This is a genomic window from uncultured Pontibacter sp., assembly GCF_947495565.1.
Taxonomy (GTDB): domain Bacteria; phylum Bacteroidota; class Bacteroidia; order Cytophagales; family Hymenobacteraceae; genus Pontibacter.
Window position 1 is genome coordinate 293,112 of the sequence record NZ_CANLZM010000001.1, and the last position, 11,863, is coordinate 304,974.

An 11,863-nucleotide genomic window follows, 5' to 3' on the forward strand; every position below is an offset into this window, starting at 1 on the left:
AAAATTATACTGCAGCAAGTATAAATCTAAGCCGATTAAGCTTGAGCCATACTTGCCAAGGAACCGCTTCAGGTAAGCTTACCGAATTTTGCGCCGCGTGTATAAGTATAATCCCTCTACTTTTTCGCGGGCCCAGGGCGTGCGGCGCAGGAAGGTAAGGCTGGATTTTATACTTGGGTTATTTTTGAAGCAGTTAAGGTTAATCTTGAGGCTCAGGTGTTCCCAGCCGTATACTTCCACCAAGTGCTCTAGCATCATTTGCAGCGTAACGCCGTGCAGCGGATTGTTTTTCTGTTGTTCTGCCATACCACAAAAGTACGTATTTAAGCTGAAAGTACAGCTGAATCCAGCATGGGCAACAGCCGTATAAGGGGGCTATGCTAGAAGAACTCATTATCCGCACCCTGGCCGACACCCTGCCGGACAAACCCTTAGACGGCCTTTTCCTGTTTGGGCAGACAGAAGATAACCAGCAGTCCGGTTTTGCTGTGGCCCAACGTATGCTGCAGCAGGGGCAGGTACAGAAAATTATGTTTCTGAAAACCAAACCCATGAGCGGCTACCCCGGTTTCGACAACTGGCACGCTGCACTTACCAAGCTGGGAGTACCGGAAGAAAGTATAGAAGGCATCCCGGATCCAGGTGAACCTTATCTGCACACGCTGATAGAAGCGAAGGCAATGGTACGCCACGCCAAAGACAAAAATTACAAGCATATAGCCGTAGCGGCGGCACCGTTTCAGCAGCCTCGCGCGTTTATGGCGGCTGTTACGGCGGCACGTCTCTACTTTCCGCAGCTATACCTCTACAGCCAGCCTGGCCAGCCGTTGCCGTGGTGCCGCCAAGTAACCCACTCGCAGGGAAAAGTAGAAGACACCAGAGCAGGGCTAATTGCCGGAGAAATGGAGCGAATCAGCAAGTATAACGCAAAAGGTGATTTGGATACTATGGAGGAAGTGCTGGCATATCTGAACCGTCGTGACAATAAGCAGTTGTAAATTCTATACCTGTCATATTTTTTTATGAAAAAGTATGACAAACCTTTTATTCATGCTTCAGTTCTTAAGGAATATGTATCACCTAACTACTTAAAGCTATGAAAGCATATGTTTTGAACGAGCCAGGCCAGCCTAATAATCTACAACTGCAGGAGGTAGATAAGCCAGTACCTGATAAAGGTGAGGTGCTGGTAAAAGTGAGAGCCATCAGTATAAACCCGGTAGATACCAAAACGCGTGAAGGAAAAGCGCTATACAAGCAGTTGGAAGCAGACCCTCCGGTTATACTTGGTTGGGACATATCTGGTGAGGTAGAAGCTGTAGGCGAGGGCGTAAATTACTTTAATGTGGGGGATGAGGTGTTTGGGATGGTGAATTTCCCCGGGCATGGCAAAGCCTACGCAGAGTACGTAACCGCCCCGGAATCTCACCTGGCGCACAAGCCGGAGCATATTCCGCACCACGAAGCCGCTGCCGCTACGTTGGCTGCTCTAACAGCCTGGCAGGTACTAGTACATGAAGCCAGTATTCAGCCAGGGCAGCGGGTGCTGATACATGCCGCAGCAGGTGGTGTTGGGCACTTTGCAACTCAGATTGCCCGGTACTTCAAAGCCTTTGTGATAGGCACGGCCTCTGCCAAAAATCATGAGTTTCTTAGAACAATGGGGGCTGATGAACAGATAGATTACCATGCCTACAAAGTAGAAGATGTGGTGATGGACGCAGACATTGTATTGGACTCGCTAGGAGAGGAGAATGCCCAAAGGTCACTGGCTACTTTAAAAAACGGCGGCAAACTCATTTCCATACTTGGAGGAGCCACCGAGGCTGTACAGGCTGAGGCGAAGAAGCGCAATATTGAGGCAAAAAATTACCTGGTACACTCCAGCGGAGAAGATCAGGCAAAGCTGGCTGACCTGATGCGTGAGGGCAAGTTGCGGCCGCATGTATCGCACGTGTTCAGTTTTGAAGATTTGCCAAAGGCGCACCAGCAGGTGGAAACGCACAGAACAAATGGCAAAGTGGTGGTTACGGTAGCCTGACAGTATCTCTATCATTCAAATAAATTCAGAAGGAAAACTATAAGTATGGCTGGCCCTTCGCCTGACGTACTAGGCCTGATACCCTGAATTGCTGCAGGCCTGCCTAAAATCCCAAAGTTTCAGGAACGAGGTACTGTACGATTTTTAAAAAGCCAGCCAATAAAGCTACAAATCCCTGCCACTTGCTCGTAACAGGGATTTGTAGCTAACTACCTTAAATGTAGCCGTAGCGCTGAAAAGCTTCCTGCTCCAGCCGCTCCCGGTGGTCTGGATGCGCAATGCTGATGAGCGCCTTGGCCCGCTGCCGCAGGTTTTTGCCATAGAGGTACGCTACACCATACTCTGTTACTACATAATGCACGTGCGCCCTGGTAGTGGTTACGGCGGCACCCTCATTAATGAGCGGCGTAATTCTGGAGATGCCTTTGTTCGTGACAGAAGGTAGCGCGATAATCGGTTTGCCGCCTTCAGACAAGGCTGCGCCCCTGATAAAATCCATTTGCCCGCCAATGCCCGAAAACTGGTGCCTGCCAATGGTATCGGCCACAACCTGCCCGGTCAGGTCAATTTCTATAGCGCTGTTGATGGCAGTAACTTTCGGGTTGGTGCGGATGATAGTGACGTCGTTTACATAGTCAGTGCGCTGCATAAGTATGAGCGGGTTATCGTCCACAAAATCGTAAAGCTTACGGTTGCCTACAATAAAACCGGTGGCAATGCGGCCTGGGTGCCTCTTCTTGTGCTCATTGGTAATCACTCCTTTCTCCACCAGCTCCATAATACCGTTCGACATCATTTCGGTATGGATGCCGAGTTCCTTGTGGTTGGTCAGGTTGCTTAAAACGGCGTCTGGTATGGCACCAATGCCCATTTGCAAAGTAGCACCGTCTTCCACCATCTCTGCAATATAGTTGGCGATAGCCCTTTCTCTGTCTGTGATGCGGAGGCTGTAATCCACTTCCGGCAGTGCTTCGTTTACCTCCACCAGCACATCGAAACGCCTTATATGTATCAGGCCGTCGCCGTGGGTACGTGGCATCTGCGGGTTTACCTGCGCAATAACATGTTTGGCGCTTAGCACGGCTTCGCGGGCAATATCCACAGACACACCCAGGGAGCAGTAGCCGTGGTGGTCAGGGGGTGATACGTGCACAATAGCGACATCCAGCGGCATGTTGCCGGACCGGAAAAGTTTAGGAATCTCGCTGAGGAAAATCGGCACGTAATCGCCGCGGCCGCTGTTTACGGCATCGCGCACATTGGCCGACACAAACAGTGAGTTGATGAAGAAGGAATCTTTGTAGCGCTCTTCTGAGAGCGGGAAATCTCCGTAAGTCGAAATACTTACCAACTCCACATCGCGCAGCGAATCGGCGCGTTCGGCCAGTTTGCGCACCAGGTACTGCGGGGTGGCGGCACTGCCTTGAATAAAAACTCGGTCTCCGGACTTGATAACTGCCAGAGCTTCCTCAGCTGATTTGTAAGAAACGTTAGTACCAGACATAGCTTTAAAATAAATCTGCCCTTCCTGGTGAGGGAAGGGCAGTAAGTGTAACATTAGTAATCGGTGCGTTCCAGGGCGGCTACCCCTGGCAGGGTTTTTCCTTCCATATATTCTAGTAAGGCACCGCCGCCGGTGGATACGTAGGACACACGGTCGGTGTAGCCAAATTTGTTTACAGCTGCGGCAGAGTCTCCGCCACCTATCAGGGAGTAGGCGCCGTTGGCTGTGGCGGCTACTACGGCATCGGCCACGGCCTCGGTACCTACCGAGAAGTTAGACATCTCAAACACGCCCATCGGACCGTTCCAAAGTATAGTTTTGGAGTTAGCGATTACGGCAGCGTACTGCTCGCGCGCATCAGGGCCAATGTCTAGTCCCATCCAGTTCTGCGGGATGTGGTGGCTCAGCTTTGTATCTACATTAGCATCGTTGCTGAAGGCATCGGCTATCACAGAGTCCACCGGAATCATAATGTTTACGCCCTTGTCCTTCGCCATTTTGATGAGGCGGTTTGCCAGCTCCAGCTTGTCTTCTTCCACCAATGAAGAACCAATCTGGCCGCCGTCGGCTTTCACGAAGGTATAAGACATGCCGCCACCAATCAGCAGGTTGTCCACGCGGTCGAGCAGTTTTTCGATGATCAGGATTTTATCAGAGATCTTGGCGCCGCCCATAATAGCAGTGTAAGGGCGCTCGGAATTGTCCAGCACGCGGCGTGCGTTCTCCAGCTCGGCCTGCATCACGTAGCCCATCATTTTATCGTTCGGGAAGTAACGTGCTATAACAGCCGTGGAGGCGTGCTCGCGGTGAGCAGTACCGAAGGCATCATTTACATACATATCACCCAGCGTAGAAAGCTCTTTCGCAAAATCAGGGTCTCCTTTTTCCTCCGCCTTATGAAAGCGCAGGTTCTCCAGCAGCAGGATTTCGCCAGGCTGCAGTTCATGTGCCAGCTGCGCCGCCTCAGGGCCAACGCAATCCGGGGCAAAAAGTACGCGGGTGTTAAACTCCTGCTCCAGGCGAGCTACCAGGTGGCGCAGCGAGTACTTCTCCTCAGGGCCAGTTTTAGGGCGGCCAAGGTGCGACATCAGGATAACAGCGCCGCCATCTTGTAAAATCTTGTTGATAGTTGGCACGGCAGCCCGGATGCGTGTATCGTCGGTGATCTTATATTCGCTGTCAAGCGGCACGTTGAAATCTACGCGCACCAAAGCTCTCTTACCGGCGAAGTTATACTCATCTATTGTTCTCATGGGGTTTGGTTATGATTTTGTAAAAGCGTTAACTCGTTTTTCGTGATTTGCAGAAAATAGTTGCTCTACAAATATAGCGATTTACCTATTGTATGATAATCGGAGAGGGGCAAAAGGCGATATACTTCATGTTTAGGTCTCTGCAGTGGGCTGTTTAACCCAGGTTACTAATTACAACTTGAATTTTTACAAGCGTGTAGAAGGTGCAATTTTGGGGGTTGATGCAGGTGTGAGTTTTAACCAGCAATTAGCAAGTATAAAACTGCCTTATAAACCGCATAAAAACTGGTAAAAGAAAAATGGCTAAACCGCTGATTTATACTTCAGCGATTTAGCCACTTCACTTAGTGATATTGTTAAAAGATTACTTCAGTTTCAGGTCTTTGAGGATCTGCTCTATTTTCTGGTTCAGCTTCTGCTCCGTAGCCTCATAATCGTTGGCAGAGGCAAGCGGCTCTTTCACGCTGATGTAGAACTTGATTTTTGGCTCGGTACCGGACGGCCGGGCGGATACTTTGGTGCCGTCTTCCGTCAGGTATTGCAACACGTTAGAGCTTTCCAGCTTCAGTTTGTGCTCCTCACCGGTCATGATAACTTTGCGGGTGCTCATTTTGTAGTCGTGCACCTCTATGATGTTAGAGCCGGCAACCTGCTTAGGCGGGTTGCTGCGCATGTCGGCCATCATCTGCTGGATTTCCTCGGCACCGCGCTGGCCTTTTTTGGTGATGGAAAGCAGATCTTCTTTGTAGAAGTTATACTTAGCATACATTTCCACCATCATTTCGAACAGGCTCTGGCCATTGTCTTTAGCGACGGCGGCCATTTCCGCAATAAGGGCGCAGGCCGAGATAGCGTCTTTGTCGCGCACAAAGTCACCGATCATGTAGCCGTAGCTTTCTTCGCCGCCGCCAATGTATACTTCCTGGCCTTCTTTTTCACGGATTACCTCTGCAATGTATTTGAAGCCGGTCAGCGTCTCATACATCGTCACGTTGTAGCTTTCGGCAATCTCTTTGATCAGGTCGGTGGTTACGATGGTTTTCACTACAAACTCTTTGCCAGTTAGCTTATCGGCTTTCTGCCACGCCTGCAGCAGGTAGTTGATGAGCAGCGCACCGGTCTGGTTTCCGTTCAGGAGCACAAACTCGCCTTTCTGGTTTTTCACGGCAATGCCTACGCGATCCGAGTCCGGGTCTGTAGCCAGCACTAAATCCGCATCAATTTCTTTTGCCTTGTTCAGGGCCAGCGTCATGGCTTCTTTCTCTTCCGGGTTCGGATACACTACCGTCGGGAAGTTGCCGTTTGGCTCTGCCTGCTCCTCTACTACATGCACATTGGTAAAACCGAAGCGCTGCAGCACCTCCGGCACCAACGTAATGCCTGTGCCGTGGATGGAGGAGAAAACAATTTTGAGATCGTGCTGGCGCTTAATGGCCTCCTGCGAAATAGACAGCTTCTGCACTTCCTGCATATAAGCTTCATCTATCTCCTTGCCGATCATCTCGATCAGGTCAGGGTTTGGCTGAAACTTCACCTCATCAATAGAAGTAATTTTGTTTACTTCGCCGATGATATTTTTATCATGCGGGGCCGTTACCTGGGCGCCGTCGTTCCAGTATACTTTGTAGCCGTTATACTCTTTCGGGTTGTGCGATGCCGTTACCACCACACCGCTCTGGCAACCCAAATGGCGAATGGCAAAGGAAAGCTCCGGCGTTGGGCGCAGCGCCTCAAACAAGTATACTTTAATGCCGTTGGCAGAAAAAATCTCAGCGGCGATGCGGGCAAACAGATCAGAGTTGTTGCGGCAGTCGTGGGCGATGGCCACTTTTACCTGCTCCCCCGGAAAATTCTGCTTCAGGTAGTTGCAAAGGCCTTGTGTGGCCATGCCTAACGTATAACGGTTCATACGGTTGCTGCCCGCACCCATAATGCCGCGCAAGCCGCCGGTGCCAAATTCCAGGTCTCGGTAAAACGCATCCGACAGCGCTTCGTGCTCGTTGCGCTCCAGCAAGCCGCTGATCTCACTTTTTGTAGCCTCGTCGTAGTTACCGGAAAGCCACTGGTCTATTTTCTGTTTTATGGACTGGTCTATCATAGTCTGTTTTTGCTGATGTGTTAGTAGCCGTAATCTCTTCTTTAAGTATAGTGCCGCCGGCATGGCAGGCATCAAGACAAAAAATCACACCAGCTCTTGTTGTACCCAAAGCACAATCGAAGAACTGGTGTGAAATATAGTTATATCAAAATAAAGGTATTTTAGCCACAATTACACGCGGCTATACTTTATTTTTAGCCTAAAGGTTGCCGCGCAGCTCCTGTTCGCGCTCAATGGCTTCAAACAATGCCTTAAAATTGCCTTTGCCAAACGATTTAGCCCCCTTGCGCTGAATAATTTCATAGAACACGGTTGGTCTGTCTTCCACCGGTTTTGTGAAAATCTGTAGCAGGTAACCTTCGTCGTCGCGGTCTACCAGAATGTTGAGCTTCTTCAGGTCTTCCATGTCCTCGTCAATGTCGCCAATGCGCTCAAACAGGTCGTCGTAGTATGTCTCTGGTACGTATAAGAACTCCACCCCACGGCGGCGCAGTTCACTCACGGTATGCAGAATATCGTTGGTAGCCACGGCAATGTGCTGTACTCCGGCTCCGCGGTAAAACTCAAGGTACTCGTCTATCTGCGATTTTTTCTTTCCTTCGGCCGGCTCGTTTATCGGGAATTTAATGTAACCGTTTCCGTTGGATACTACTTTAGACATCAGGGCAGTGTACTCGGTGCTAATGTCTTTATCGTCGAAGGTCAGGAGCAGTTTGAAGCCCATCACATCTTCGTAAAATTTCACCCACTCGTTCATCTGGCCCAGCTCCACGTTTCCTACGCAGTGATCTACATACTTCAGGCCAACCGGCTCAATGTCAAGTATATTTTGCTTCGGAACAAAACCCGGCATAAACACACCATTATAGTTTTTGCGCTCCACAAAAGTATGGATGGTATCGCCGTAAGTATGGATGGAGGCTACTTTCACCTCGCCGTGCTCGTCGGTGATGGTTTTGGGCTCCATGGCCGGTTTAGCGCCACGCCCCACTGTGCCACGAAAGGCTTCCTCGGCATCATCCACCCAAAGGGCCAGCACCTTTACACCGTCGCCGTGCTGGAGCACATGCTTTGATATTTCGGAATTAGGGTCCAGAGAGGTGGTAAGCACCAGGCGTATTTTCTCCTGCTGCACCACATAGGAGGCACGGTCGCGCACGCCGGTTTCGGGACCAGCATAAGCCACCAGCTTAAAGCCGAAGGCAGTCTGGTAGAAGTGAGCGGCTTGCTTGGCGTTGCCTACGTAAAACTCAATATGGTCTGTGCCGTTTAAGGGCAGGATATCTTTAGCTACAGTTTCTGAAGTTACGGTCTTGGTATTCATAGTCTGTTCGGAAAGGTTTACAATTATACTACGTAAAAATACATCTTTTACTTTAGTATCAAAACGATGCAAGCCTCAGACAAATTATCAAACCTATTTCTTGCAATTGCTAAGGCATGTTTCCAACTTTGTAAAAAATACGAGACAACATGAACGCAAAAGCCCTGAACGAGTCCATTGTGGCCATCCTGGAGAAGAAGCAAGAGTTACGAGCGCTTGACTACAACGATGCGCGCTATGATGACATAGAGGAAGAGCTGCACGACCTGGAAGACGATTTTAATGAAGAGTACGGCGATGAGCTGGAGGATGTGCTGGAGGATGTGCACGGCAAAATAAAGTCTGATGCCGATATCCTGCTGCCAACCGCTTACCTGGCCAGCTCGCTGGACGGCAAAGAGCTGGAAGAAGGCGATGATAACGAAGGCGTTTGGGTAGAGTCAGATTCTTTTCCGGGTGTGGAGATGCGCCTGGTGCTGGTAGCTAACCCGCCACGCGTGCTGCTGGTGCTTGCAGACCAGGAGCGTGTACTCTGGAAAGCTGAGTAAATAAGATTTGACTTTAGTAGCCTTCGGGCTGCCGATTTATACTTGCCGCACTTGCCAAAGCCTTGAGCTTAGGTTGGTGCGGCAATTTTTTTGTAGTTGATAAACGTAGGAATATGGCTATATTTTATTAGTTTAGAAATATGTGACATATTTTTCTAAACAGATTGATGAGAAACTATACTTAAATAGTGAAACAACTTAATGGGAAAGAAACTAACAATTTACATGATAGATGGGACTGAATATGGCCCAAGATTAGGTGAGATTGGTAATTGGGTTGGTAAAGCTGTTTTTTGTCCGAGACCTTCCGTAAATAAAATCATAAATAGACCCGAATTTGATAATCCAGGTATTTATTGTCTGAAAGGTGATCCGAGTGATGACACTTTTGATGAAAAGATTTACATAGGAGAAGCAGAAAACATTAGGTCAAGATTAAAGCAGCATTTAAGCGATCCGAATAGAGATTTTAAGGAGTTAATCTTTTTTGTTAGCAAAGATGAACTTCTTACTAAGACTCAAATAAGATATCTAGAGTCTAGGCTTGTACAAATTGCAATTGAAGCTAAAACTGCTCAAATTGATAATGGAAACTCACCAAGTTTACCAACTCTACATGAAGCGGACATTTCTGATATGGAATATTTTCTTGATCAAATTAAGTTAATACTACCTGTCATGGGTTTTAAGTTTCTCATTTCATCAACCATTAAACCATCACAAAGTGAAAGTAAAAATCCTCTTGATGAAGTGCATGAAACTTATTTTATTAGAACTAAATCTTTCAAAGCAACAATGAAAGAAACTGATCAAGGTTATATTGTTTTAAAGGGAAGCGAAGCTAAAAAATCTCTCTCTAACTCCTGTACAGATACTTACCGAAATATGAGAAGGCGACTTGTTGAAACTAGAATACTAGTTGAACAGATTGATAAGTTAGTTTTTGCTGAAGATGCCATCTTTAATAGTCCTAGTGCTGCATCAAACATGATATTAGGTAGAAACTCAAATGGGTTTACAGAATGGGTAAATAAGGATGGGTTAACCTTCAAATATGTTCAGGAAAAAATTAATAACTGACAGTTGAATAAAAAGCACTAAGATTATCTAGTAAAGATGTAACTATTAAGAGAAGCTCATTTATATTATCAGGTACTTTAAATTCGCACAATAGTTATATTTCATATTATAATATTTTTTGAAGAACTATTTCCTACCCCTCCTCTTCCTCCTATATATGCTTTCTACAGATATTGCCATTGCCCAGGATTGGGCGCAGCTGGGTAAGTATAAAGCTGAAAATGCAAAACTGAAAACACCTGCACCAGGCGAAAAGCGGGTGGTATTTATGGGCAATTCTATAACCGAAGGATGGAGCAATCATTATCCTGCCTTTTTCAAAGGAAAGCCTTACGTTAACCGCGGTATCAGCGGACAAACTACCCCTCAGATGCTGCTTCGGTTCAGGCAGGATGTTGTAGAACTGAAGCCGGCGATAGTGGTGATACTGGCCGGAATAAATGATATTGCGGGTAATACCGGCCCCGCCACGTTGCAGCAGATAGAAGCCAATATTATTGCGATGGCTGAGCTGGCTGAGGCTAACAATATAAATGTAGTACTCTCGTCTGTATTGCCCGCCCTGGATTTTGGCTGGAATCCTGGCCAGGAGCCAGCCTCTAAAGTTATCGCGCTCAACAAACTTATCAGGAAATATGCAGACCAACATAAACTGCCTTACATTGATTATTATTCAGCTATGGCAGACGCGCAGCAGGGGCTAAAACAGGCATATACCTATGATGGGGTTCATCCTAACGAGGCAGGGTATAAGATAATGGCACCACTGGCAGAAGCTGCCATTGCCAAGGCGCTGGCGCAGGAGTAGACGTAATTATAATTAAAAAGGCAGGTCAGAATCTGGTTCCAACCTGCCTTTGCTGCTTTTTAAGCTTCTTCTTTTTCATCGGTTTTTTCTTCTTTGCTTTCTTCCGGAGGCGTATCGGTTATGTTTCCGAATTCATCCACATAGGCAATCATGGCATCCAGGCTACCGCCTGAAGAGTTTTCCTGGCGCTCCTGCTTGCGCTGCACTTTGTCCTCTTTCTTTTTCTGCCTTTTCTTTTCGCGTTGCTTTTTCATGAATGTGTTTTGAGATCTGGCCATAGTATGTTTTTTAAGTGAGACATGTACCCCGCCCGTATCAGCTTTCAAAAGCACGGTGTGCGGAGGTATATTTAAAACGAGCAGCTGCCTTGCAAAACTTAGCCTGATGCGGCTGCACCAAGTGTCTTCTTCGCCAAACACCAAAGCTAAAAGAGCTGCTGAAGTATGAACCCTGACAGGTAGTTTAATGATGGTGCCGCGGGAGAGGGTGTACCAAAAAAAGCGGCTACAAACGAAGATCGGTTATAAAATCAGGATGTATGAATTAAACAAAGATAGCAAAATTCCAGGAGAAACGCAGGTTTTAGCCCAAGTTTCTTGGCAGGAGAGGGAGCAGGAGTGATCTCTTTTTTTAAGAATCGTACCGAACAGTTTCTGGCAGGAGTTTATCCCGTTTCTAAAAAAACACTATCTTTAGGCAAGGCATCCGCAGAAGGAGCCACTTGAAAAGAAGTAATTATGAAAACCACTACTATTGCGCTAATTGCTCATAACCAAAGAAAGACAGACCTGCTGAACTGGGCTAAAACACACCGCGACGTGCTTGTAAAGCACGAGCTGATAGGGACCAGCAATACTTCTAAGTTACTGAACGACATGCTGGAGCTGGAGGTAAAACCTTTTGGCCACGGCCCAAGCGGCGGCGATATACTTTTAGCAGCTAAAATACTGCAGCATGAGGTGCATAAGATTATTTTCTTTATTGATGCTGAAACACCACACGGCCACGAGCACGATATCCAGACGCTGATACGTACCGCTGTGATCAACAATATCCCGATTGCACTAAACCGCGCCTCAGCAGATTTTATCATCATGGAAATGACGGAGGAGGCTTAGGCTATACTTGTGATGCAAACAAAAAAGCGCCTATGGCTGCACAAGCAGTTATAGGCGCTTTTTGATACACTTTTATTGAAGTGGCGATA

Annotated in this window: 12 protein-coding genes; 6 read left to right on the plus strand and 6 right to left on the minus strand. The window is 47.6% G+C overall.

Annotated elements, in window-relative coordinates; all coding sequences use genetic code 11:
* Positions 1 to 78: 78 nt before the first annotated feature.
* Complete coding sequence (locus Q1B04_RS01230) at positions 79 to 306, minus strand: VF530 family protein (RefSeq protein ID WP_299754556.1); 228 nt, start codon at positions 304 to 306, stop codon at positions 79 to 81.
* 71 nt (positions 307 to 377) lie between these two features.
* On the opposite strand from Q1B04_RS01230, the gene Q1B04_RS01235 reads away from it, so the two are divergent.
* Together Q1B04_RS01235 and Q1B04_RS01240 are read left to right on the plus strand one after the other, a co-directional pair.
* A complete protein-coding gene (locus Q1B04_RS01235) occupies positions 378 to 998 on the plus strand; it encodes a YdcF family protein (RefSeq protein WP_299754558.1) in 621 nt (206 codons plus the stop codon).
* Positions 999 to 1,096: 98 nt separating this feature from the next.
* Positions 1,097 to 2,041 (plus strand): NADP-dependent oxidoreductase, encoded by a 945-nt coding sequence (locus Q1B04_RS01240; RefSeq protein WP_299754560.1) that lies wholly within the window; start codon positions 1,097 to 1,099, stop codon positions 2,039 to 2,041.
* A 214-nt stretch (positions 2,042 to 2,255) separates the two neighbouring features.
* Here the strand turns inward: Q1B04_RS01240 and Q1B04_RS01245 are convergent, their stop codons facing one another.
* The 4 genes from Q1B04_RS01245 to hppD all read right to left on the minus strand — a co-directional run bounded on the left by Q1B04_RS01245 (position 2,256) and on the right by hppD (position 8,220).
* Entirely contained in the window at positions 2,256 to 3,545 is a 1,290-nt protein-coding gene (locus Q1B04_RS01245; protein WP_299754974.1) for an acetyl-CoA hydrolase/transferase C-terminal domain-containing protein, read from the minus strand.
* A 53-nt stretch (positions 3,546 to 3,598) separates the two neighbouring features.
* Positions 3,599 to 4,798 (minus strand): phosphoglycerate kinase, encoded by a 1,200-nt coding sequence (locus Q1B04_RS01250; protein WP_299754562.1) that lies wholly within the window; start codon positions 4,796 to 4,798, stop codon positions 3,599 to 3,601.
* Between the two features lie 364 nt (positions 4,799 to 5,162).
* The gene (locus tag Q1B04_RS01255; RefSeq protein ID WP_299754564.1) at positions 5,163 to 6,896 is read right to left on the minus strand and encodes a phospho-sugar mutase; all 1,734 of its coding nucleotides are present in this window, start codon (positions 6,894 to 6,896) and stop codon (positions 5,163 to 5,165) included.
* Positions 6,897 to 7,095: 199 nt separating this feature from the next.
* Positions 7,096 to 8,220 (minus strand): 4-hydroxyphenylpyruvate dioxygenase, encoded by a 1,125-nt coding sequence (gene hppD, locus Q1B04_RS01260; RefSeq protein WP_299754566.1) that lies wholly within the window; start codon positions 8,218 to 8,220, stop codon positions 7,096 to 7,098.
* A 149-nt stretch (positions 8,221 to 8,369) separates the two neighbouring features.
* On the opposite strand from hppD, the gene Q1B04_RS01265 reads away from it, so the two are divergent.
* The 3 genes from Q1B04_RS01265 to Q1B04_RS01275 all read left to right on the plus strand — a co-directional run bounded on the left by Q1B04_RS01265 (position 8,370) and on the right by Q1B04_RS01275 (position 10,656).
* A complete protein-coding gene (locus tag Q1B04_RS01265; protein ID WP_299754568.1) occupies positions 8,370 to 8,768 on the plus strand; it encodes a hypothetical protein in 399 nt (132 codons plus the stop codon).
* A 201-nt stretch (positions 8,769 to 8,969) separates the two neighbouring features.
* Positions 8,970 to 9,848, plus strand: a complete 879-nt coding sequence (locus Q1B04_RS01270; protein WP_299754570.1) for a GIY-YIG nuclease family protein — start codon at positions 8,970 to 8,972, stop codon at positions 9,846 to 9,848.
* 157 nt (positions 9,849 to 10,005) lie between these two features.
* Positions 10,006 to 10,656, plus strand: coding sequence for an SGNH/GDSL hydrolase family protein (locus Q1B04_RS01275; RefSeq protein WP_299754572.1), 651 nt, complete (start codon positions 10,006 to 10,008; stop codon positions 10,654 to 10,656).
* Positions 10,657 to 10,715: 59 nt separating this feature from the next.
* Here Q1B04_RS01275 and Q1B04_RS01280 read toward each other — a convergent pair whose 3' ends face one another.
* Positions 10,716 to 10,934, minus strand: a complete 219-nt coding sequence (locus Q1B04_RS01280; protein WP_299754574.1) for a cold-shock protein — start codon at positions 10,932 to 10,934, stop codon at positions 10,716 to 10,718.
* Between the two features lie 459 nt (positions 10,935 to 11,393).
* Here Q1B04_RS01280 and Q1B04_RS01285 point away from each other — a divergent pair, with 459 nt between their 5' ends.
* A complete protein-coding gene (locus Q1B04_RS01285) occupies positions 11,394 to 11,774 on the plus strand; it encodes a methylglyoxal synthase (RefSeq protein ID WP_299754576.1) in 381 nt (126 codons plus the stop codon).
* Positions 11,775 to 11,863: the final 89 nt, after the last annotated feature.